The following is a 23,103-nucleotide window of genomic DNA, read 5'->3' as shown; positions in this document are numbered from 1 at the left end:
GGTAAAAAAATCCCCGCGGAGGCGGGGATGGGCATTTTTATGCTGTTCTGCCTGATGACGCTGCGCTTATCAGGCCTACCAATCGTAGGTCGAATAAAGCGTTTGCGCTGCCATCCGACAGGGTTTTACCTTATAGCGCTAACAGGCGATCCAGCGACGGCGCAAAATAGTAGCCGCCAGTCACCGGTTTGGTGAAGCGCAGCATTGCGTCGCGTTTACCGTCGGTATCGCCGAACATACTCAGAAGCTGCTGTTCGATATTGTGCAGGCGTGCGCAGTAAGCGCAGAAATAGAGACCATGAGTACCGCTGGCGGTGCCGTATGGCAGGCTCTGACGCACAATCTTCAGCCCTTTGCCATCTTCTTTCAGATCGACGCGGCTCAGGTGAGATGTTGCCGGACGCGCATCGCCGTCAATCTCTTCATTGGCTTCTTTGGTACGCCCGATCATCATCTCCTGATCGTGAATACTCATCCGGTTAAGTTGCTTGAGATTGTGTTCCCAACGCTGCACGAACACATAACTGCCGCCGGCATCCACGCCATCTTTGATCACCGCCACTTCACGACGCGTCTCTTCGCCTGCCGGGTTCTCTGTCCCGTCGACAAAGCCGCTCAGATCGCGTTCTTCCACCCAACGGAAGCCGTGAACTTCTTCTTTCACGTCGATACAGTCGCCGAAGGCTTCCATCGCCGCCTGAGCAACAGAAAAATTCACATCGTGGCGCAGGGAAAGGATATGGATCAGCACGTCATACTGCGTGGCCGGCGCCAGCCCTTTACCATAAGGAATAAAATCTTTCAGTTCTTCCGCCCCGACGCCGCCACTCAGGGCACGCCAGGTATTGTTGCCAAACGCCACAACGGCCCCAAGATGGGCGTCCGGAAATTTGACTTCGAAGGTCGCCAGTTTATCGGCAAATGTTCTGCTGGCCGCGCGCAGGGCGTCCAGGTCGCCTTTTACATTGGCTTCAATCCAAATTGCCGCACGGCAATGTTCCGGCAAAATGCCACTTTGAACCTGAGACATGATTCCTCCTGAAAATGAGAATGCCACGCAGTCGTGGCATTAATGGAGGCTATTTTACCTTGTTTTTAAGCGAAGCGGTTTGTTCAGGCGCAAATTAACGACGCCAGATAATTTTGCGCACGTCCCAGTTTTTTAAGACGTCATCAGGAGGCATTAAGCCTTCCGGTCCGCTCCACTCGCCGGAGAAAACATAGCTAATATGCTGACTTCCCTCGGCTTTACACTCGACGCTGGTATGGCTATCGCTGGAAACCGGCTCGCAGTGACCAAACGCTTTGCTGTAAAGGTCGCTAAACGGCGTACCGATTTTGCCCCCCGCGGCGGTTGGGATATCGCTGTCCAGCACATCAATACGGCTCACGGTTCCCTGCTCGCCGTTGATCACCATCGCGACGCTGTCGCCCTTCATCGCTTCGAAAAAGCGCACCACGTTGCCGTTATCGGTTTTCATACCGCTACGCAGGCGATAATCGCCATCTAATGCCTCTGCAATAGCCGGCTATTCCAGCGGCGTGGCGGCGGTCAGCGCTCCCACGCCTTGCTCAGTGACTTCTGTCAAGGAACCAAACCAGTTCCATGGATTTGCGGCAGACCAGTTGACCGAGGAGAGCGTTGAGCAGCCGGTCAGCGCCAGCGGCAGTGCGAGTAAAGTCAAACGCAGCGATTTCATCTCACTTCCTTTCTTTTATTAATTAACGTTGGTTGGAGTGCGGGTTCGCCAAAAAGTGCCGTTATTCTTTCTCAAGGGAAAAACAGGCACGCAAACGTTGATTGGTTAACAGCCAGATCAGCGCGACGATGTCCGCCAGCAGCAGCGCCAGCCCGACGCCGTTGACCGGGTCGCCACCCAGCCACATCACCGGCAGCCAGCACAACGACACCAGTTGAGCAAGGATCAGGAGTCCGCGCAGCCAGCGCCACACACCAGGAACCGCTTCACGCCGCCCGCTGAGTAAAAATGCCACTACCGCCGGAACGCCGGGCAACAGCCCCAGCCAAAAATTGTCATGGTCGGGATAAAAAAAGTTTAACAAAGTATTACCCTGTCCACGGGATGAACCGGCAATGACAAAGAGTACCCAGGCGCGCGCCTGAAGTAACAGTACGCACCAGAACAGAAACGGCAGGCGTAAACGTCCGTGTACATCATAATCGGCTGGATGAAACTCAGTACTCTTCATCTTCAATCAGGCGTTTACCCAAACTTAGGGCGTCAGAATGCTCATACCCCAGACGTTCATACATGCCCAGCACAACGTCGTTATCATCGCGCACCATAATTTGGATTTTCGGACACCCGCGGGCGATGAGTTTTTTTTCCAGCCGGTTAAGCAACGCATTCGCAATGCCGCGCCCGCGGAACTCCGGGTGAACGCCCAGGTAATACGCCGAGCCGCGATGCCCGTCATAACCGCCCATTACCGTACCGACGACTTCGCCGCTAACTTCCGCAACGAGGAACAAGCTGACATCGTGATTCACCTTGCGTTCAATATCCATTTCAGGATCGTTCCATGGACGCAGCAGGTCGCAACGCTCCCAGAGGGTAATCACCTCTTCGAAATCTTCCTGGCGAAAAACGCGTATTTCCATGGTATTCGTTGCCTTTTCGGGTGGAAAAACCAAGATTATGGCGCAAACATCTGATTCAGCCAATATCTGACGCGATGTAGCGGAAAAAATGGCATAATGGCGATGTGTCACGTATTGAAATGAAAAGTAAAACAATTCTCATCACCAACCGTCGTAACGGATTACGCGATACGATATAACATCTTGAACTTAATTTTCACAACTCAGGCCGTATGAGCACTTTTAAACTCCTAAAAACTCTCACATCGCGCCGCCAGGTACTCAAAACAGGTCTGGCGGCCCTGACGCTGTCAGGTATGTCGCACGCAATAGCCAAAGAAGAAACGCTAAAAACCAGTAATGGTCACAGCAAACCCAAAACCAAAAAAACCGGCAGTAAACGGCTGGTGATGCTCGACCCCGGACACGGCGGCATCGATACCGGCGCGATTGGCCGCAACGGTTCTCAGGAAAAACACGTCGTACTGGCAATTGCCAAAAACGTGCGCGCTATTTTGCGAAATCACGGAATCGATGCGCGTTTAACCCGGACAGGGGATACCTTTATTCCGCTGTACGATCGGGTGGAAATCGCCCATAAGCACGGTGCGGATCTGTTTATGTCTATTCATGCCGATGGTTTTACTAACCCGAAAGCAGCGGGCGCTTCCGTTTTTGCGCTTTCCAACCGCGGGGCCAGTAGCGCCATGGCGAAGTATCTCTCCGAGCGTGAAAACCGCGCGGACGAAGTGGCGGGTAAAAAAGCCACTGACCGGGATCATCTATTACAACAAGTTTTGTTTGATCTGGTGCAAACCGATACGATTAAAAACAGTCTGACGCTGGGTTCGCATATTCTCAAGAAAATCAAACCTATACATAAATTACACAGCCGCACTACCGAACAAGCGGCTTTCGTGGTGCTAAAATCACCGTCAATTCCGTCGGTGCTGGTCGAAACCTCGTTTATTACCAATCCGGAAGAAGAACGCCTGCTGGGCACGACGGCGTTTCGCCAGAAAATCGCTACGGCGATCGCCAACGGCATCATCAGTTATTTTCACTGGTTTGATAATCAGAAAGCACACACGAAGAAACGGTAATCATGAAACCCGATGCACATCACGTAAAACAGTTTCTGCTACGCCTGCAGGATGATATTTGCCAAAAGTTATCCGCTGTGGATGGCGCAAACTTTGTCGAAGATAGCTGGCGACGCGAAGCGGGCGGTGGCGGACGCAGCCGGGTATTACGCAACGGCGGGATTTTCGAACAGGCGGGCGTTAATTTCTCTCACGTTCACGGCGATGCAATGCCCGCGTCCGCCACCGCGCATCGGCCAGAACTCGCCGGGCGTAGCTTTGAAGCGATGGGCGTATCGCTGGTGGTGCATCCGCACAATCCGTATATTCCCACCAGCCATGCTAACGTGCGCTTTTTTATTGCCGAAAAACCGGGCGCCGATCCGGTATGGTGGTTTGGCGGCGGGTTCGATTTAACGCCCTACTACGGCTTTGAAGAGGATGCCGTTCACTGGCACCGCACCGCCCGCGACCTGTGCCAGCCGTTTGGTGACGATGTGTATCCGCGTTATAAAAAGTGGTGCGATGACTACTTTTTCCTCAAGCATCGTAACGAGCAGCGCGGTATCGGCGGCCTGTTTTTTGACGATTTGAATACGCCGGATTTCGACCACTGTTTTGCTTTTATGCAGGCGGTCGGTAACGGCTACACCTAGGCGTATTTACCGATTGTCGAACGACGCAAAGCGATGGTCTGGGGAGAGCGGGAGCGTAATTTTCAACTTTATCGCCGCGGTCGCTACGTGGAGTTCAATCTGGTATGGGACAGAGGCACCCTGTTTGGTCTGCAAACCGGCGGGCGCACTGAATCTATCCTGATGTCGATGCCGCCGCTGGTGCGCTGGGAGTACGACTGGCAGCCGGAAGCGGGTAGCCCGGAAGCGGCGCTGAGCGAGTTTATTCAGGTACGCGACTGGATTTAACTTATTTATAAAGTAAAACAATGCAAACAAATACACGGAAAGTAGTAACCAGTGACGCCAAATGGCATCCCCATCTGGGTATAAGTTTTATTGGCTGCCTGCTTGCCATTACGCTAGAAATATATTTTGAAGAAAGAATATTCATCCCTCATAGCGGAGGGGTGAGCTTCGGTCTGATCGTGCTTCTGGTTATCAATATGGTGACCATCCCTGTGGTCATGGCCCTGATAGCATTACTCTGCTTTATTATTCATATTCCGCGTAAAAGCGTTAACTGTATCTTGCTATGCCTACTGGCATGTATTTTGACGATAGCCGGTTTGTTTATCGCCTATCCGGTTGGTCGTTGAATAAAAGCAGGCTCGTAGAAATAAACGAGTTCATTGTAGATAAAGAATTCGGTAATTCGCATTCTGACCTGGTAGTGTTGTACGGCATATAACACCGTTTTCGCCACGGCCGTTCCTAATTCACCCACGACCTTCTCACAGCTCGGCGGCCACCCGGCCTGGGTTCAGGATGCGGAATATCCAACGTGCCCAACGTGCGCGCAAACGATGATGTTCCTCGCACAAATAAGTTATGAAGATATTGAGAAATATGCCGATGGGATGCTTTACGGGTTTATCTGCGGAGACAAAATTGCGCGCGCTTCCCCGGAGGCGGCGCTGGCGCGCCTTGTCCGGGCTACCAACCACAGACAGCAGCGTATCCGTAGGCCCGGTAAGGCGCCAGCCGCCACCGGGCAATTCCCGACACGCGCACGTTATCAGCAACCGGAGAGCCTACCCATCAATATCAAGCCCATTGCCGCATCCGTTGATGCAGCGTCAACGACGGTTTTTCGGCAAATAATTGCTGATAATCGGTGGCAAATTGCCCCAAATGCCAGAATCCCCACTGCATCGCGGCATCTTTCACCGTGGCGCTCTGCGACCACGGGCTAATCAGTTCCCGGCGTACCGCGTTTAAGCGAATACGTTTCAGCCACGCATTGGGGCCAATGCCCAAAATGGCGTGAAACGCATTTTGCAGCGTGCGACGGCTTACGTGTAGCTGGTTACATAAGTCGAGCACCGTCAGCGGCTCCGACATATTTTCCAGCACATATTCCCGCGCCCGCGACAGTAGCCTACGATATCCCTGATGGCTGATGCTTTCGGCGCTATGAATCGGCTTCGCCTCTTCCAGCATCGTGCCCATCGCCAGCAACAAATTATCACTCAAGACCTTACGCACCGCAGGTTGATGCAGGGTTTCAGGACTCTCGCTAAAGGTGGCCAGCGCCTGCTGCACAAAGCTCCACAGCGCCGCTTTATGCTGCTCTTTTACCTCCAGCGCTAACTGGTTACGTAGCATATGCAGCACCCTTTCCGGGTTATGCAAAAACGTGGCCTGACGGGAAATAACATCTTCCGAGATAACGACGCCCAGAATGGTGTAATCATCCGGCGTACTCAGTTCAAACTCGGTGCCTCCCGGTCGGGTGGCAATCTCGGCGCTGCCGAGCCCCTGCGCGCCGATAAATCCCTGTTCGCCGCGCGTCGCCGGAATACCAAACCAGAAAGAGTTTGGCCAAACCAGACACGACTGACGCAGCGCCAGGCCGGTGTATTCACGGAACACCTGAATCTCATCAAGCAGGATTTCCGTGAACTCGCCATGAAATTTACCCGGGTGTAACTGATCGTAGATCTGCTGCCAGGCGGTGATAGTCAGAGCATGTTCATAGACATCCGTCGTCCGTCGCTGATGAACATTGTCCACCTCGACTCTGGGCGTAAGTTTAACGTCTTCGGGTAACGCTTCATGATAAAGATGGTGCAAATTCGCTGTACGGGTCTTTTTCATGATCTTCTATGCCGGACGCCCGCCAGGACGCCCGGCCCTCCGACAGATTAATTTTTGATGCGATAGCGACTACTGCGTTTACGCAACGCTCCGTCAGAAAAGAGTTGTTCCAGCACGTTTCTGGCCTGCTCCAGCGGCCAGCCAAAATGCGCGGCAACCTCTCCCGCCGTCATTCCCTGGCGTACTGATGCCAGCAGCGCCAGTAACGCCTCAGCGAACTCAGGCGTTGCGGGTGCCTGGGGCGCTTTCTCAGTCGGCGTTGTCGCACGCGCAAACCCGCCAATCAGCCACTGGGTGTCCTCTTCCGGACGACCAATTTCTTTGCGACTAATCACACTGCCTGTGCGCTGCGCGGCGGCGCTTCCGGCATCCAGCGCCGCACGACACGCCGCCAGATCGCCCTCCACCACCAGCGTGAGCCTGCCAGGGTCGAGCACTTGATGACTGAGCAAACGCACGTTGGCCGCTTTCAGCATGGCATCCGCCGCATAGACGGCGGCGACCATTCCGTCCACTTCCAGTAATCCCAGGGCATTGATCATTGGCAGCCTCCGTTACGCACGCTGGACAGGGTTACGGGCAATATCCAGCACGGCGTCGGTAAAGGCGTTGCAGGCGGCTTTACACGCGGCCTGGCTTCCCGTTAAGAACGCGGCCGAATAGTTGGTTTCCGACGGCGGCGGCACGTAAGTCACCAGTTGAACGTCAGCGGATTTCATCGCCGCGTCAATGCCGAATGTCGCTTCCAGCGGCGGCGCCACCAGATAGGCCATCGGATCGCCCAGCGCGATACCTGCGGTAGACGAGAGGTACGAGCCGGTACGCGAAACCACATGCGCCAGGAATGCGGTATTTTCCGCATCGTTCGCCCACTGGAACGCCGCGCCGTTTTCAATGCTGGCGACCATTGCATCCAGACCGGCGCGCACTTCCGCCGGGTTCGGTCCGCCCAGCATAATCAACACCTCACCAGCGGTAGGCGACGGCCCGTGAGCCGCCCCGGCATAGAGGGAGCGGCCATAGACTACTTCCACCATCGCCTGTTTGGTCGCTTCGTCAGCGGCAATATAGGTCACATCATCAGAATCTGCCGTGATGAGTCCGAGGCTACGTATATGTGGCGGTAATTTAAGTTCCCGCGCAAAGCCGTCATTCACGGAGGCAATCACGCGCATGGCAGTCACTGAAGGTCGAATCAAATCTAATGCAGGCATGATGTCTCCTTAACGGGTCATGTTGATGCCGGACGCTTTCTGCTCCAGCATCCGTTTGGCCAAATCCACAATCACGGCGGCGGCTTCTACTGGCGGCGTCCCCCCCTGATGAATGTTTGAAATACAGGTTCTGTCGGCCTCGACGGTGGTCGCCACGCGCGGGGAATAGACCGCGTAGCAGGAGAGGCTTTCCGACTGCCCCAGCCCCGGACGTTCGCCCACCAGCAGGATGACGACCTTCGCGCCGAGAATTTCGCCAATCTGATCTTCAATCTTCACACGGCCATAGCGCACAAAGAACGGCGTGCCGACGTTCAGCCCGGCCTGCTTCAGACCAGCAAGCAGCGGCGGCAGGATCTCTTCATAGTTGGCGGTGATCGCATCCGTAGAGAGGCCATCGGAGACCACTACCTGCACATCCGGGTTCATCACGCACTGCGACTTCAGCGCGTCAATGGCTTCCGGGCTCAGACGACGCCCCATATCCGGGCGCGTCAGGTACAGGTTTTTGTCGCTGATCTCCGAACGCACTTCCAGCAGCCCTTGCGCTTTTACCCACTCTTCCGGCACTTCTTTGAGCACGGTATCTTTCGAACGGGAGTGATCCGCCAGGAAGCGCAACAGCGCCTGGGTGCGCGGACGCGGCCCGGCACGCCCCGTACAGACGCGTGCCGCAGTACTGCGACGCAGTTCGGTCAGCACGTCCGCACGATGCGGATTCTCGACGCCAATCCAGGCTTTTGCCTCTGCGGAACCTAAATCCAGCGCGCAGCTTTCGGTCACCGTCGGCGCGGCGCACTGCGGCTTTGCGCCTTCCTGCGTTGACGGCGCGACGGGCTGCGGTACGTCCTGTCCCATTGACGCCATCACGCTACGTACAATTTCTTCAATCTGTTTTTGATCCATGGTGTTATCCCCGCGTCATCAGAAGAACAGTGACGGATCGCCCGCCCGTTTGGTCAGACGACCGTTTGCCATAATGCCCATCGTTTCCAGCCAGCGTTCAAACTCCGGCGACGGCCGTAAATTCAGCAACTGACGGACGGTGGCGGTATCGTGGAAAGCGGTGGTCTGGTAGTTGAGCATGATGTCGTCGCCGAGCGGCATCCCCATGATGTAGTTACAGCCGGCAGTGGCGAGCAGAATCATCAGGTTTTCGTTAAGGTTCTGGTCGGCGTCGGCATGGTTGGTATAGCAGCAGTCGCCGCCCATCGAGATGCCGCTCAGCTTGCCCATAAAGTGATCTTCGAGACCGGCGCGGATAATCTGCCTGTCGTTGTAGAGATATTCCGGCCCGATAAAGCCCACCACGGTGTTCACCAGGAACGGATCGTAGTGGCGCGCCAGTCCGTAGTTACGCGCTTCCATTGTCACCTGGTCGGCACCAAAGTTCGCGCCAGCCGACAGCGCCGAGCCCTGTCCGGTTTCAAAGTACAGGCAGTTTTCCCCGGCGATGCGGTTGAACTCCGCCCCCACGGCCCGCGCTTCATCGAGCATAGCCAGCTCGACGCCGAACTCTTTTAAGCCCTTCTCGCTGCCGCAAATGCTCTGGAAAATCAGTCCGCCCGGCGCGCCGCGGCGAATCGCTTCAATCTGGGTGGTGACATGCGCCAGCACGCAGCCCTGGGTCGGAATATTGAATTTATCGATAACGCCGTAAACGGTGTCGAGCACGCGGGTCAGGTTCTCCACGTCATCGGTCACCGGGTTAACGCCGATCACCGCATCGCCTGCGCCGAAAGAAAGCCCTTCGTAGATTTGCGCGGCGATACTCTGTACATCGTCACGGGTATCGTTCGGCTGCAAACGGCAGCTAAAGGTGCCCGGAATACCGATGGTGGTATTGGCTTTTTTGATCACCGGCATTTTCTTGCCGCCGTAGATCAGGTCAGCGTTGGAGCAGATTTTCGCTACTGCCGCCACCACTTCGGAGGTCAGCCCTTTGCGGGTAAACGCGATGTCGTCCACGGAGGTTTCATCGCTCAGTACGTATTCGCGCAGTTCGCTGATGCTCCAGTTTTTAATCCGGTTATAGGCCGTTTCGTTGACGTCATCCTGAATCAGGCGCGTCACGCAGTCCTCTTCATAGGCAATCACCGGATTGTTGCGGATATCCGCCACCGTCATTTCCGACAGTACCTGTTTTGCCGCTACGCGCTCCTGCGAACTTGCCGCGGCAACCCCGGCCAGCACATCCCCCGAACGCAGTTCGTTGGCTTTAGCCAGTACCTCTTTTACATCCTTAAACTGATAAACATTGCCGAACAATGTGGTCTTTAGTTTCATAAGTCGTTCCCTCAGGAAGGAAATGCGAGTGATTTCACCGTCACCGGCACAACCGATCCGCCAAAAAGAGGCGTACCAATGTCGATATAGTCTCCCACCCGCACGACCACCTCATCGATGACCGCCAGCGGAAGTTGCGGTAACTGTGGGCGCAATAACATGCCCAGCGCTTTACCAAAATCCTGCTCGGCCACCACCAGCAGGGGATGTGGATTGGGATAACGCGCGACAAAAGCCGTCAGCGCGTTGATGACCGTGAGTAATGCGGCGTAACGCACCGGAAGCGTGGCGGGAAGCGCCAGCACGTAAGCGTCGGTTTGCGGGTCGAGATCAAGCTGGAGAAGCGCCTGCCTCCAGGCGTTCACCAGATCGGCGTCATCCTGCGGGATCGCCACCGGCAGGTTGCGCAGCGGCAGTTGGACGTCTTCCAGCCAGATAGTACTGCCGGAAAGCGACAGCGTATGGGCCCCCGCGCCAATCACCGTGGCGCGCACGGTTTGCGCCGGAAACTGCACGTTCATCTCGCGCAGACGCGGGTGCTCATGCAGCGCGGTCGCCAGCAGCGGCCCGATATCAGAAAAGCAGAACGGATCGGCAGGTTGGTTGCGGTAGCATTCACCTACCCCACCGGAAAGGGTGATCACCTCTGGCGTAATATCGGCGGGCAGCAGCCCGGTTTGCATCAGCGATTGCGCCAGCGGCGAGAGCGCGCCAGTGATAACCTCGACGATGAGATCCGCCATCCGCCGCGCCACCTGTCCCAACTGTGCGGCAGCTAAGGCGCGAGCATCAGTACCCGAACCGAACACCTCATCGATAATCATCTGCCCCGGCTGATGGGCATAAACCACGCGCCCCTGAGCATCGGTTTCCAGCAGGCGACCACCGACGTTAAGGCAGGCGGTGCCGCTGACTTTTCCCGCGTCAAACAGCGCGTAGTTAGACGTGCCGCCGCCGATATCAATATTCAGCACCCGGCACATCCGCTGCTCAGACAAGCTTTGCGCTCCGGCGCCGTAACCGGCAATGACCGATTCCAGATGCGGCCCGGCGCTGGCGACCACAAAGTCGCCCAGCGACTGCGAGAGCGTCATGACCGCCGGACGGGCGTTGCGGGTTTTGGCGCTTTCGCCGGTGATAATGATAGCCCCTGAGTCCACCGATTCAGGCGCGATGCCTGCGGCCTGATACTGGGCCAGAATCAGCGCTTTAAGTTCGGCCTCTTTCAGACCGCCCTGCTTATCCACGGGCGTAAAGAAGACCGGGCTTTGCCAGCTAATGTCGCGTTTGATGAATTCGTAGCGCGGCACCTGCGACACCGCCGCACGGTTAACCAACTCCAGGCGCGAGAAGATCACCTGCGTGGTGGTGGTGCCGATATCGATACCGACGCTCAGTAGCTGGCGAGTGTTCACGATTGCGCCTCCGCTTCGGTTTTCACCTGGGCGGCGTCATCTTTCGGCACCAGCATCATCGCCACGCCAATCGCCGTCACGCCGCCGATCAGCTTGCCGACAATCATCGGGAAGATCATGGCGTTCATGTTGGCAGCGGCGAAGCCTAAATGGTCGCCCAGCGCGAATGCCGCAGAGACGGCAAATGCTCAGTTAATCACTTTGCCGCGGGTATCCATCTGCTTCATCATGCCGAACATCGGGATATTGTTCGCCAGGGTCGCCACCATGCCTGCCGCCGCAATATTATTTACGTTCAGCAGCTTACCGACATTCATCAACGGTTTTTCAAACCAGCGGGTCAGTAACAGCACCATCGGATACGCGCCGAGCAGCACGCAGGAGATAGAGCCGATCACTTCAATGGCGCGCATCACTTCGCCAGGTTTGTCGCCTGGCGCCATAAAGATCGGGTCGAGCCCCGGAATCAACTCCCAGCCCAACAGGAATTTAATCACCGCAGCCGCCAGACCGATGGTGATCAGCGCCACCAGAAATTTGGCGAAAATCTGGAAACCGTTGATCATTTTTTCCGGGATGAACTTCAGCCCCAGCGCTACCAGCACCGCGACAATCAATACCGGGATCATGTTCATCAGGATCAGCGCGAAGGTAAACTCCACTGGCTGACCATTGATCTGCACGCCTGAGTACATGGCGATCAATCCCCCCGCAATGCAGCCAATGGGAATGGTGACGATACCCGCCAGTACGCCAAGCGCCAGGTAGCGGCGGTCAGACGGTTCGATAATGCCGAGCGCCACCGGAATGGAGAACACAATGGTCGGCCCCATCATCGACCCAAGTATTAACCCTGAGTATAGCCACGCCGCGACATCACCGCCGGCCAGCTCTTTGGCGAGGAAGAATCCGCCCATATCACAGGCCAGCAGCGTACCCGCGAACATGGATGGGTTCGCGCCCAGCATTTCGTATACCGGGATAATAACCGGCCCCAGTACATGCGCCAGCACCGGCGCCAGCGCGGTCATACCGACCATCGCCAGTCCCAGCGCGCCCATCGCCATAAAGCCCTCTTCAAACTGGCCGCCAGCCCCCTCGATACTCTTGCCAAATTTACCGAGGAAGCGCGCCGACCCGCCGAACTGCGACAGGATCCTGTCCACGGCGGCAATCAGCATAAAGAACATCATGATGTACATGATGATTTCGTTAATTCCCATAGCCCCTACTCCCTGTCATTTTTGATTTGTAAGCCGGATAAGACGTTTACGTCGCCTCCGGCATTAACGCCGTGTTATTGCCGGATGGCGGTGCGAGCACCTTATCCGGCCTACAGGCATTACCCGGCAGCCGCGTACAGGTCGATAATCTGTGCCTGTGTGGCGGTGCGTGGGTTACTGCGCAGACAAATATCCTCCAGCGCGGCTTGCGCCCACGCGCTGTAGTGTTCGGGTTTGGCGCCAGCGTCAGCCAGCCGTTTGCTCTGGCCCACTTCGGCAATCAGCTCGCTCACCGCTGCAATCGCATCGCGATCGTCCGATTTCTTATTGGTTAACGCCCGACCGATTTGACTGAAGCGTTCGCGGCAAACCATCCGGTTAAAGCCCATGACCGTCGGTAGCAGCATGGCGTTGGCCTGGCCGTGCGGAATATGCAGCGCCGCCCCTGGCTGGTGCGCCATCGCGTGACACAGCCCCAGACCGGCGCTGGAAAAGGCCATTCCCGCCATACAGGAGGCCAACAACATATTTTCACGCGCCGCCAGATCGTGGCCGTAACCCACGGCTTTCGGCAGCGATTTGCCAATCATCGCTATCGCGCCAATCGCCAGGCTGTCGGTAAACGGCGTGGCGTTGAGCGCGCTGTAGGCCTCAATCGCATGCGTCAACGCATCGATACCGGTCATCGCCGTCACGTTTGGCGGAACGCCTTCGGTCACGGCAGCATCAAGAATCGCCACGTCCGGCATTAGTGACGCGTGTGCCAGCACCTGCTTGCGCCCGCTGACCGCGTCGATAATCACCGTCACGTTGGTGGTTTCAGAACCGGTTCCGGCGGTGGTCGGCACCGCAATCAGCGGCAGACGCGGGCGTAATGTGCTGCGCTCGGTCATGGCGCTCAGCGTCTGGTCAGGGTTAGTCACCAGCAGGGCGACCGCTTTCGCCGCGTCCAGCACCGAACCGCCGCCAAAGGCCACTACGCCGTCGCACGCCGCCTCACGCAGTTGCGCCACCGCCGCGCAAACGTCGGTGATGCACGGCTCGCCTGGCGGACACGGCCAGACTGTCATCGCCACGCCTTTCATCGCCAGGCTGCGTGCCAGCGGCGCGGTCATTCCCGCCTGATGCAGGAAGCTGTCGACCATCACAAACAGATGGCTTACGCCTCGCGCTTGCGCTTCCTGGCCGCAGGCGCCGAGCGCCCCAAGTCCGCACAGCGTGACCGGCGGTACGCTGAACGTTTTCACCCGTTGCAGATTCAGGGTGTCGAATGCCTGAAACAGCGCCGTCTGTAGTTCAGCTTGCATAGAGTCCCTCCGCTTTCGCTCTCCCGCTGTTGGCTATCGCCAGCGGGGTCATAAACAGGCTGTGCTGCGGTAAATGCACCTGTAACTCCGGGAAACGCTGGCGAAATAACGCCTCCACGCCCGGCTGCATACAGGAACCGCCCGCCAGCCATAAATCTGTCACTCCCTGCCCGGCAATATGGCAAGCGACGATTTCCGCCATCTTTTCGTACACCGGCTTCACTACCGGCCAAATCTCCTGCGCGTTGCTGCGCTTGTACTGTTCCGCCTCTTCCAGGGGAATACGTCGGTTACCCGCCAGCGTCAGGGAGATATGGTGCCCGCCAGTGGCTTCATCGGCGGAGTAAGTCACCTTGCCCTGTTTGACGATGGCAATGCCGGTAGTGCCGCCGCCAATATCCACCACGCCTGCATTATCAAGCGCCAGCAGATCCGCCACCGCCGTCGGTTCATCCAGTACGTGGCTGACTTCTAACCCAGCAGACTCCAGCACGTTGATCGAAATACGCGGGTCAGTACCCGGTGGGAACGAGGTCGCCGCGTGGGTGAAGCGGCAGCCGAGCTGCTGTTCAAGGGTGTCGAGATGGCGGCGCACGAGGGTGACGGCACCGAAGAAATCCCAGACGATGCCGTCACGCACAACGTCGGCCCAGTCAAGGCACACCGCCACCGGCTGGGCGTTGCCGTCGACCACCATCGACACCACGTCGCAGGTGCCCAAATCGACGCCCAGCCACAGCGGCGCGTCGCTGGCGGCGGGCGTCTGGTTACACAGGGCCGCCGCTTTTTGCAGTCTTGGGGTGAGCCAGAGTTGTTCGTCGTGCGCCATGAGTCATCCCTTATACAATGCGAAACGCATCCACCAGCACGCATCGACGCAGCCGCACAAAGGTACGTGCGCTGGTCACGCCTTCGCCGGTTGGCGTAGTGATAGTCATGGTGGTACAGCCTTCTCCGCCCAATCCAAGCCCGGCAATGCACGGCCCGTTTTTGACGAAAATGCTGGTGTCGATGGCGTTCGCCATCTGGTTCATGTTGTCGATATTGCGCGAGTGCATCGCCGCCGTATGGTGGCAACCGCCTTCAAGCTGAACCGCCAGGGCGATGGCTTCTTCGACGTTGGCGACCCGCACCACCGGCAGTACCGGCATCATCATTTCAGTGACGGCAAACGGATGGTTAGCTGGCGTTTCCACAAACAGCAGGCGCGTTTGATCCGGGACGTTCAGGCCGATGGCTGCGGCAATCTTGCCCGCGTCACGACCGACCCAGTCACGGCTGACGGTACCTTTGCCGCGTTCATCGATATTCTTCAGCAGCACCGGCTGGAGCTGTTCGGCCTGAGCGGCGGTCAGTTTCACCGCGTGCTGACCTTCCATCAGACGCATCAGCTCGTCGGCGACACTATCCACCACAATCAGCACTTTTTCGTCGGCGCAGATGATGTTGTTATCAAACGATGCGCCTTTGACGATGGATTGTGCGGCGCGCGGCAGGTCGGCGGTCTCATCCACCACCACCGGGGGATTGCCGGCACCGGCGGCAATCAGGCGTTTATTAGTATGTTTGCGCGCCGCGTCCACCACCGCTTCGCCGCCAGTCACCACCAGCAGGCCAATACCGGGATATTTGAACAACCGCTGGGCGGTTTCGATATCCGGGTTCGCCACGGTGACCAGCAAATTTTCCGGGCCACCGGCGGCGACCACCGCCTGATTGAGGAGAGTGATTGCCCGCTGAGAGACCTTTTTCGCCGCCGGATGCGGGGCAAACACGACGCTGTTGCCTGCGGCAATCAGGCTGATGGCGTTATTAATCACCGTCGCCGCCGGATTGGTGGACGGCGTGACCGAGGCCACCACGCCCCACGGCGCATTTTCAATCAGCGTCAGGCCGTTATCGCCGGTCAGCACCTGCGGAGATAAACGCTCGACGCCCGGCGTGCCGCGCGCCTGCTCCACGTTTTTGGCAAATTTATCGTCAACGCGTCCCATGCCGGTTTCGCTGACGGCAAGTTCCGCTAATTCTCGGGCGTGTTTTTCGCCCGCTTCGCGAATGGCATGAATGGCAAGCTGGCGCATCGCCACGCTCTTCAGCCCCTGCTGGGCCCGTTTTGCTGCCGCCACTGCGTCATCCAGGGAGGCAAAAACGCCCATCTCATGAACAGTACTGGCCGGCTGGCTGCTGTCTTTCATTTTCAGCAGCACCGCTTTCACCACCTGTTCAATATCCTGTTGATTCATGATGTTCAGTCCTATTTATGGAAAACCACTTTCCCGCCAGCCACCACTTCATCGACGATGCCAATGACGCACAGATCGACCGGTGATAATTCGCTGCGATGCGCCTGGCGCGCGGAACTGCCGCTGACCAGCAGTACCCACTCTCCGGTTCCCGCCCCGATACTGTCGATAGCGACGGCACACTGCCCGTCGGGGTTGCCCTGGGCATCGATCATTTCCACCATCAGCAATTTGTCATGCGCCAGTCCCTGATGGCGGACGGTACATACGATTTGTCCTGTGACGACTGCCAGTTTCATATCCGCCTCCATGGATTGCCCGTTGGGTCGTAGGCCTTGAATCTGCGCACCATCAGGCAATGGCGCGCATTCATGCCGGATGGCGACGCTGCGCGTCTTATCCGGCCTACCATCAAATGTTGCTGTCGCCTTTGAAGCTGATCGGGAACACTTCTTCCAGATCGCCGTGCGGGCGTGGAATCACGTGTACGGAGACCAGCTCGCCAATGCGCTGCGCCGCAGCGGCGCCAGCATCGGTTGCGGCTTTGCACGCCGCCACGTCGCCACGCACCATGGCCGTACACAGGCCACCGCCAATCTGCTTCACGCCGACCAGCTTCACGCGCGCGGCTTTTACCATCGCATCGGAGGCCTCAATCAGCGCAACCAGGCCCCGGGTTTCAATCATTCCTAATGCTTCCATCGTGTTTTCCTCTCATTAAAGGGGTCCAGAACGGGACCGTTCATTCAACCAGTGTGTGTAAGCTGCGTTCGCGGCTCACGTCAGCCTGGCGCGGCACGGCTGCCACCAACGCCAGTTCGATAATTTCCTGCACGCTACAGCCTCGGGAGAGGTCGTTAAGCGGCGAGGCAAGCCCCTGAATTAGCGGCCCAACAGCGCGATAGCCTCCCAGACGCTGAGCGATTTTGTAGCCAATATTGCCCGCCTCCAGCGACGGGAAAATCATCACGTTGGCGCGGCCTTGCAGCGGGCTGTCAGGCGCTTTTTGCGCGGCGACCTCCGGGACGAAAGCGGCGTCAAACTGCAATTCACCGTCCACAAGCAGTTGCGGCGCACGTTCGCGAACGAGCTCTGTCGCCTGCTGCACGTTGGCGACATTGGGGTGACGGGCGCTGCCGTTGCTTGAAAATGACAGCATCGCCACGCGCGGCTCTTCGCCGGTAATGGCCCGCCAGGTGTCGGCGCTGGCGATAGCGATATCCGCCAGCTGCGCCGCCGTCGGCTGCGGTACTACGCTGCAATCGGCGAACCCTAATGCCGGACCGGCATACTGCGGCAGCATCAGGAAAATAGACGACAATGTTTTGCACCCAGGTTGCAGGCCAATCACCCGCAGCCCTGCGCGCAGCACATTCGCCGTTGACGACAGGTTGCCTGCGATACACACATCAGCCTCACCGGCGCTCACCATGGCGGCAGCGAACATCAGCGGGTCGCTAAGCTTTTCCACTGCGTCCGGCGGCATTTTTTCTCCGGCGCGGGCAAGCCAGCGTTGCGCAAAACGCTGGCGCATACTCAGGTTGCTGTGTGGGTCGATGACCTGAATGCCATCCATCGGCATACGATGACTCAGGGCAAACTGACGCAGCGCAAACGGGCTGGCGACCAGAACGGGGCGAGCCAGACCGTACTGTTGCAGGTAATGCGCCGCTTTCAGCACGCGTTCGTCCAGCGCATCAGGAAAGACGACTCTGGAGGGGGCGCGTACCGCCAGTTCGCGGGCGCGTTCAATGATCATGGCTTCTCTCCCAACCGTTGTTGAATTTGGGCGACCGTCAGCGGATGTTTCGCCACGCTCAAAATCATCATCACGTAAACCGTGCTGGAGAGACGGTTCAGCGCCTGTAAAATGTCCGGGCGCAAGACCTCAAAACTACGGGTAATAAACACTTGTGCGGCAAGGGTTTCCGTTTCGCGGACTTTGGTTCGCAGCAGATTAAGCAGCGCCGCATCGCGACCGTGGCTGGCCTCCGGCACTAGGTGATCGTGGTCGAGGTAGCGCAGCGGCTGGTGGGAAAGCCGATGCAGCTCATCCTCGTTGAGCCCGACGATCGCCTGCGCCGCCAGCGGTTCATCTATAGCGTCGGCGCGCATAATGTTGCCCAGCCGCGAGCGGATATCGAAAAGCCACGGCTGCCAGGGTTCCGCCAGTTCGATTTGTAGCCACACGGTCAGCGCGATGGCGCTGTCGAGCGCGGCGCGAAAGCCGAGGCGCGGGTCGCTTTTGGCGACCATTTTGTCCGCCGTCAGATGGGTCAGCGTATCGGGCTTTTTCACCACCGGCTGGCGGCACAGTTCACAGCAGGCCTGTGGGTGCGTATCGCTACTGGTTAAGCCATGTACCGGCTGCGGCTGCTGTTCGTCATCATCGACAAACAGCCTGCCTTGCGGATCCAGAAACTTAATGCGCAGGCGGCGACTTTCCAGCAGTTCCCGGGCCGAGGGCGTCAGTCGTGCATCAGCGGGCAGATGGATCTCCGATCCTTCGCTGAGCGTATGATTCGCTCTGAGCCACGTTTCGGTGATGAAATCGTTCATACGGATTGCCAGTTCGCAGGCCAGGCGACGTACAGAAAGCGCACGGACGTTGGCGTGCCAAATTCAATGCTGGAGCCTTTAGGGATGAACATGACATCTCCGGCTTTGGCAATCATGGTTTCGCCTTCATGGCGTACGTGCAGTTCGCCCTCCAGCACCATGTCGATTTCGTCGTAGTTCAGCGTCCACGGAAAAAAGGCGTTGTCCCACTGCATAAACCCGGCGGCCATGCTGCTGCCGTCCTGCTCTGTAACCAGATCGGTTAAGCCGACGCAGTGCGGTTCGGCGCCGTCGAAGCGGCCAAATTTCACGCTGCTGCCGTCAATGACTTTCACGCCGCCTTTACCCGTGACGGAGGTAAAGCTCGGCTGCATCGTCCCCAGTTCCAACGACTGCTTTTCCTTCAGCACTTTTTCCATCAACTGCGCCACCAGGCTTTCAGTAAACTGCCCTTCCGGGAGCTGCGCGATGATGGCTTCCCGAATGCGCTGGCTTTCGTTTTTACACGCCTGCGCCGATGTGGATGCCGGAACGGACTCGTCGCATTCGGTAATCGTGAAGCCCAGTAGTTCCGCCACTTCGCGAGCCTCCGGGGTAATAATGCTGGCGCGCAGCACTACCGACATCGCCTGTTCGCCGCGGGCGTGGGCCGCACGAATATCGTTAGCTGTGATAAGTTTTTTCACCTGCCTCTTCCTCCTGTTCACTGAGAGCCGCCAGATAATCCACCAACTGCCGCACGCTTTGCGGGTCGTGGCCGTTGAGCTCGAAAATCGGCTCCCGGAATCCAATCTCGCAAAGCAACTGCCGCGTAGCGGCGACGTCGGCATCCGGCATGTCCGTTTTGCTGATAACGGCGATATGTCGTTTACGGGTTCCAACATCCAATAACCCGGCAGGTAAGCGACTTTCTTTATCGTTTGCCGCGTGGACATAAATCAGCGTGTCCACATCCTGCAACGTGGTAATTAAGGCGTGATACCAACGGGGATGGCTAAAATATTCACCCGGCGTATCGATATCGCCATGATCATTAAATTCCACGGCCTGCGTTTTTCTGGCGAGGGAATAATTTCCCCGTAACGCGTTAAAAAGCGTTGTTTTTCCGGCACCGACCGCGCCGACAAAAGCAATACGTTTCATTACCGCCACCAATTAACTTTTTGTTAACTCACACAGGGTAAAGTTTAATAATCGCCCCAGCCCGCTGACCGTCTGTAATAGCGCTTCTTCTACTGCGCCGACGGTGCCATAAATCACCAGCGCGCCGCTAAATCTGTCGAGAAAACCGATGTGTACATCCGCAGCCTTCATCGCTAAATCGCCAGCGATCATCGCCGTTTCCCCCGGCGTTAAGGTCATAATGCCAATCGCGCCAGCATCGGGAACGCCGATCTTTTTCGCCAGTTCTTCACCAGGGTGCGCAATGAGATGCGCCAGAGTGACCTGTTTGCCCGGCACAAATTCCTGAATAATGCGTTCTTTATTCATTGCTCACCGTCTCCACTGAAACTGCCGTCATCGTGGCAATTTTTTGTCGGAGTAAATAACAAAATTCGGCAAGGTGATGTAAAAGGTGAGGTAGATCACTAAGAGAAAGAAAATAAAAGGGACTTCTGTCGAAGGTGTTAACGATAAATATCGTGGTGCATCACATTTTCAGGCGTCATTCTGAATTTAAGCCTGTTCCGCAATAAATACCCACCGACTATTCTTTATATTACTATTATTGATAAAAATAATGCGTATCACTCGATTTGTGCATAGTACAGATTCAGTGAAATAAGTAGGGGTAACGCAATAGGTTCCAGAATATCCCCACTCGAGCCTTTCATGCCATGGCGAAGCCCAGCGGCGCATAAAAAAAGCGCAGGAGAACCTGCGCCAGAAGAGAGAGTAATACGTTATTAAAGCGGCGTGGTTTGCGCTTCAACTACCGCTAACGCCACCATATTCACGATACGGCGTACAGAGGCGATCGGCGTTAATACATGTACCGGTTTAGACACGCCCATCAGGACCGGGCCGACCGTGACGCCTTCGGAACTGGAGACGCGTAGTAAGTTGTAACTAATGCGGGCGGCTTCCATATTCGGCATCACCAGAATATTGGCGGCTCCCTTCAGCGGGCTATCCGGCATCCGGTCATTACGAATACTTTCCACCAACGCCGCATCACCGTGCATCTCACCGTCAATCATCAGATCGGGCGCTCGTTCGCGTACCCGCTCAAGGGTTTCGCGCATTTTGCTGGCGGACAGCGAATTTGAGGAACCAAAGTTAGAGTGCGACAACAGCGCGACTTTCGGCTCAATACCAAAGCGGCGAACGGTTTCCGCCGCCATTACGGCGATCTCCGCCAACTGTTCCGGCGTGGGATCTTCGTTAACATAAGTATCGGCGATAAAAGTGTTGCCGCTTGGCAGCAGTAAGGCGTTCATCGCCCCTGCCGTATGCACGCCGTCACGGTAGCCAAAGACGGCTTTCACGACGCTGAAATGCTCATGGTAGTCGCCGATGGTGCCGCAGATCATCGCATCCGCTTCCCCACGCTGCACCATGATCGCGCCAATGGCCGTATGGTTGCCGATCATCGCACGCTGCGCCTGTTCCTGAGTTACCCCGCGACGCTTCATGATCTGGTAATACTCGCTCCAGTACTCTTTGAAGCGCGGATCGGATTCATTATTCACGATCTCGAAATCAACGCCCGCTTTGATCTGTAGCCCCAGTTTCTGGATACGCATTTCGATCACGCTCGGACGTCCGATCAGGATGGGCTTCGCCAGTCCCAGGGTTATCAACTCCTGGGTTGCGTGCAGCACGCGCGCCTCTTCCCCTTCCGGCAGCACTACGCGCTTCGGATCTTTGCGTGCCTGCGAGAAGATCGGCTTCATGAACAGGTTGGTTTTGTAGACAAACTCGGTCAGTTTATCGATATAGGCATCAAAGTCAGCAATCGGGCGCGTCGCCACGCCGGAATCCATTGCCGCTTTCGCGACCGCCGGAGCGATTTTGACAATCAGACGCGGGTCAAACGGTTTCGGAATAATGTATTCCGGCCCAAAGCTCAGGTCCTGATCGCCATAGGCCGAGGCCACCACTTCGCTCTGTTCGGCGTGCGCCAGCTCGGCAATCGCACGGACCGCCGCCAGTTTCATCTCTTCGTTGATCGCCGTCGCGCCGACGTCCAGTGCGCCGCGGAAGATAAACGGGAAGCACAATACGTTGTTCACCTGGTTCGGATAGTCGGAACGACCGGTACAGATGATGGCGTCCGGACGCACTTCTTTCGCCAGCGGCGGCAGAATTTCCGGTTCCGGGTTAGCCAGCGCCAGAATCATTGGCGCGCGGGCCATTTTCTTCACCATCTCCTGAGTCAGCACTTTCGGGCCTGAACAGCCGAGGAAAATATCCGCGCCGTCAATGACCTCATCCAGCGTGCGCTTGCCGCTGTCGTCTACCGCATAGGCCGCTTTGGTCTCCGCCATATTCGGCTCACGGCCTTTGTAAATAACGCCCTTAGAGTCGCACACCACGATGTTGTGCTTTTGCATCCCCAACGCGACCAGCAGGTTCATACAAGCGATTGCCGCCGCCCCTGCGCCGGAGACGACCATCCGTACGTCGGAAATATTTTTCTCTACGACTCGCAGACCATTAAGAATGGCGGCCGTACTAATGATCGCCGTTCCGTGCTGATCGTCATGGAAAACCGGGATGTTCATGCGCTCGCGCAGTTTCTGTTCAATATAGAAACATTCCGGCGCTTTAATGTCTTCGAGGTTAATGCCGCCAAAAGTCGGCTCCAGCGCTGCGACCACATTGATAAATTTGTCCGGGTCAAGCTCATCGACTTCAATGTCAAACACATCAATGCCGGCGAATTTTTTAAACAGAACGCCTTTGCCTTCCATGACCGGCTTGCCGGCCAGCGCGCCAATGTTGCCTAACCCCAGCACCGCTGTACCGTTGGAAATGACCGCGACAAGGTTGCCGCGCGCGGTGTATTTGTAGGCTGCCAGCGGATCTTTTTCGATTTCCAGGCAGGGCGCCGCCACGCCTGGCGAGTAAGCCAACGCCAGATCGCGTTGGGTGGCAAGGGGCTTAGTCGGAGAAACCTGAATTTTACCGGGTACCGGAAATTCGTGGAAATCAAGGGCGCTTTGTTTTAACTGCTCATCCATTTTGTTGTTCCTTTCACGTATCGTTCAAAAAGTGACGCGGCCTGGTGCGCCGCACATTATCACCGTACTGCGCAACACAAACTTTGAAGGTCTGCAAACTATCACGACGCGGCGCAAGAGTTTGTTATCAACTTATAACGGCCATGTTACCTGCTTATACCAGCAATACCATGCCTGTCTGCTATGCTTTTTGGTTATGTAGTGTATCAAT

22 protein-coding genes and 4 pseudogenes are annotated in these 23,103 nt (G+C 56.8%); 4 read left to right on the top strand and 22 right to left on the bottom strand.

Annotation, left to right across the window (positions count from 1 at the left end):
* Positions 1-130: 130 nt before the first annotated feature.
* The 4 genes and pseudogenes from yfeX to ACQ29O_RS06235 form a co-directional block, all read right to left on the bottom strand.
* Positions 131-1,030: a porphyrinogen peroxidase gene (gene yfeX, locus ACQ29O_RS06250; RefSeq protein WP_000084583.1), complete on the bottom strand. Its 900-nt coding sequence runs from the start codon at positions 1,028-1,030 to the stop codon at positions 131-133.
* A gap of 94 nt (positions 1,031-1,124) precedes the next feature.
* Positions 1,125-1,700, bottom strand: a pseudogene (locus ACQ29O_RS06245) (RpoE-regulated lipoprotein).
* Between the two features lie 61 nt (positions 1,701-1,761).
* Complete coding sequence (locus tag ACQ29O_RS06240; RefSeq protein ID WP_000842940.1) at positions 1,762-2,211, bottom strand: DUF2919 domain-containing protein; 450 nt, start codon at positions 2,209-2,211, stop codon at positions 1,762-1,764.
* Complete coding sequence (locus ACQ29O_RS06235; protein WP_000406008.1) at positions 2,198-2,623, bottom strand: GNAT family acetyltransferase; 426 nt, start codon at positions 2,621-2,623, stop codon at positions 2,198-2,200. The genes ACQ29O_RS06240 and ACQ29O_RS06235 overlap by 14 nt, the downstream gene beginning before the upstream one ends.
* A 212-nt stretch (positions 2,624-2,835) precedes the next feature.
* Here ACQ29O_RS06235 and amiA point away from each other — a divergent pair, with 212 nt between their 5' ends.
* The 4 genes and pseudogenes from amiA to ACQ29O_RS06215 form a co-directional block, all read left to right on the top strand.
* Complete coding sequence (gene amiA, locus ACQ29O_RS06230; protein ID WP_000102880.1) at positions 2,836-3,705, top strand: N-acetylmuramoyl-L-alanine amidase AmiA; 870 nt, start codon at positions 2,836-2,838, stop codon at positions 3,703-3,705.
* A gap of 2 nt (positions 3,706-3,707) precedes the next feature.
* Positions 3,708-4,607, top strand: a pseudogene (hemF, locus tag ACQ29O_RS06225) (oxygen-dependent coproporphyrinogen oxidase).
* A gap of 20 nt (positions 4,608-4,627) precedes the next feature.
* Positions 4,628-4,957 (top strand): hypothetical protein, encoded by a 330-nt coding sequence (locus tag ACQ29O_RS06220; protein ID WP_001194343.1) that lies wholly within the window; start codon positions 4,628-4,630, stop codon positions 4,955-4,957.
* Between the two features lie 75 nt (positions 4,958-5,032).
* Positions 5,033-5,239: pseudogene (locus ACQ29O_RS06215) on the top strand (DUF1963 domain-containing protein); the annotation flags it as partial.
* A gap of 166 nt (positions 5,240-5,405) precedes the next feature.
* Here ACQ29O_RS06215 and eutR read toward each other — a convergent pair.
* The 18 genes and pseudogenes from eutR to maeB all read right to left on the bottom strand — a co-directional run bounded on the left by eutR (position 5,406) and on the right by maeB (position 22,892).
* Entirely contained in the window at positions 5,406-6,458 is a 1,053-nt protein-coding gene (gene eutR, locus ACQ29O_RS06210; RefSeq protein ID WP_000753671.1) for an HTH-type transcriptional regulator EutR, read from the bottom strand.
* 47 nt (positions 6,459-6,505) lie between these two features.
* Positions 6,506-7,000: an ethanolamine utilization microcompartment protein EutK gene (eutK, locus tag ACQ29O_RS06205; protein WP_020936857.1), complete on the bottom strand. Its 495-nt coding sequence runs from the start codon at positions 6,998-7,000 to the stop codon at positions 6,506-6,508.
* Positions 7,001-7,012: 12 nt separating this feature from the next.
* On the bottom strand, positions 7,013-7,672 hold the full coding sequence (eutL, locus tag ACQ29O_RS06200; RefSeq protein WP_001111056.1) for an ethanolamine utilization microcompartment protein EutL: 660 nt from the start codon (positions 7,670-7,672) through the stop codon (positions 7,013-7,015).
* Between the two features lie 9 nt (positions 7,673-7,681).
* A complete protein-coding gene (eutC, locus tag ACQ29O_RS06195; protein WP_000372354.1) occupies positions 7,682-8,578 on the bottom strand; it encodes an ethanolamine ammonia-lyase subunit EutC in 897 nt (298 codons plus the stop codon).
* Positions 8,579-8,596: 18 nt separating this feature from the next.
* On the bottom strand, positions 8,597-9,958 hold the full coding sequence (gene eutB / locus ACQ29O_RS06190) for an ethanolamine ammonia-lyase subunit alpha (protein ID WP_000769992.1): 1,362 nt from the start codon (positions 9,956-9,958) through the stop codon (positions 8,597-8,599).
* Positions 9,959-9,969: 11 nt separating this feature from the next.
* Entirely contained in the window at positions 9,970-11,373 is a 1,404-nt protein-coding gene (gene eutA, locus ACQ29O_RS06185) for an ethanolamine ammonia-lyase reactivating factor EutA (RefSeq protein WP_001097531.1), read from the bottom strand.
* A pseudogene (gene eutH, locus ACQ29O_RS06180) lies at positions 11,370-12,596 on the bottom strand (ethanolamine utilization protein EutH). Before eutH ends, eutA begins: the two are co-directional and overlap by 4 nt.
* Before the next feature lie 119 nt (positions 12,597-12,715).
* Positions 12,716-13,903 carry an ethanolamine utilization ethanol dehydrogenase EutG gene (gene eutG / locus ACQ29O_RS06175; protein ID WP_001147505.1) on the bottom strand — a complete coding sequence of 396 codons (1,188 nt, stop codon included), beginning with the start codon at positions 13,901-13,903 and terminating at the stop codon, positions 12,716-12,718.
* Positions 13,893-14,732, bottom strand: a complete 840-nt coding sequence (gene eutJ, locus ACQ29O_RS06170; protein ID WP_000929667.1) for an ethanolamine utilization protein EutJ — start codon at positions 14,730-14,732, stop codon at positions 13,893-13,895. The genes eutG and eutJ overlap by 11 nt, the downstream gene beginning before the upstream one ends.
* Before the next feature lie 10 nt (positions 14,733-14,742).
* Positions 14,743-16,146, bottom strand: coding sequence for an aldehyde dehydrogenase family protein (locus ACQ29O_RS06165; protein WP_001075646.1), 1,404 nt, complete (start codon positions 16,144-16,146; stop codon positions 14,743-14,745).
* An 11-nt stretch (positions 16,147-16,157) separates the two neighbouring features.
* A complete protein-coding gene (gene eutN, locus ACQ29O_RS06160; protein WP_001522340.1) occupies positions 16,158-16,445 on the bottom strand; it encodes an ethanolamine utilization microcompartment protein EutN in 288 nt (95 codons plus the stop codon).
* A 112-nt stretch (positions 16,446-16,557) separates the two neighbouring features.
* A complete protein-coding gene (gene eutM / locus ACQ29O_RS06155) occupies positions 16,558-16,848 on the bottom strand; it encodes an ethanolamine utilization microcompartment protein EutM (protein ID WP_000387716.1) in 291 nt (96 codons plus the stop codon).
* Positions 16,849-16,888: 40 nt separating this feature from the next.
* On the bottom strand, positions 16,889-17,905 hold the full coding sequence (gene pta / locus ACQ29O_RS06150) for a phosphate acetyltransferase (protein WP_045161669.1): 1,017 nt from the start codon (positions 17,903-17,905) through the stop codon (positions 16,889-16,891).
* Positions 17,902-18,705, bottom strand: a complete 804-nt coding sequence (gene eutT, locus ACQ29O_RS06145) for an ethanolamine utilization cob(I)yrinic acid a,c-diamide adenosyltransferase EutT (RefSeq protein WP_000997654.1) — start codon at positions 18,703-18,705, stop codon at positions 17,902-17,904. Before eutT ends, pta begins: the two co-directional genes overlap by 4 nt.
* Positions 18,702-19,391, bottom strand: a complete 690-nt coding sequence (gene eutQ, locus ACQ29O_RS06140; RefSeq protein ID WP_000733864.1) for an ethanolamine utilization acetate kinase EutQ — start codon at positions 19,389-19,391, stop codon at positions 18,702-18,704. The genes eutT and eutQ overlap by 4 nt, the downstream gene beginning before the upstream one ends.
* On the bottom strand, positions 19,369-19,848 hold the full coding sequence (gene eutP, locus ACQ29O_RS06135; RefSeq protein WP_000820751.1) for an ethanolamine utilization acetate kinase EutP: 480 nt from the start codon (positions 19,846-19,848) through the stop codon (positions 19,369-19,371). The genes eutQ and eutP overlap by 23 nt, the downstream gene beginning before the upstream one ends.
* A gap of 12 nt (positions 19,849-19,860) precedes the next feature.
* A complete protein-coding gene (eutS, locus tag ACQ29O_RS06130; RefSeq protein WP_001031445.1) occupies positions 19,861-20,196 on the bottom strand; it encodes an ethanolamine utilization microcompartment protein EutS in 336 nt (111 codons plus the stop codon).
* Between the two features lie 416 nt (positions 20,197-20,612).
* Positions 20,613-22,892: an NADP-dependent oxaloacetate-decarboxylating malate dehydrogenase gene (gene maeB, locus ACQ29O_RS06125; protein ID WP_000344299.1), complete on the bottom strand. Its 2,280-nt coding sequence runs from the start codon at positions 22,890-22,892 to the stop codon at positions 20,613-20,615.
* Positions 22,893-23,103: the final 211 nt, after the last annotated feature.

Origin of the sequence: Salmonella sp. GDC200615 (assembly GCF_050574145.1) — a bacterium.
Lineage (GTDB): Bacteria > Pseudomonadota > Gammaproteobacteria > Enterobacterales > Enterobacteriaceae > Salmonella > Salmonella enterica.
The sequence above is the reverse complement of the archived record's forward strand: the minus strand, read 5'-3'. Positions and strand labels throughout refer to the sequence as shown.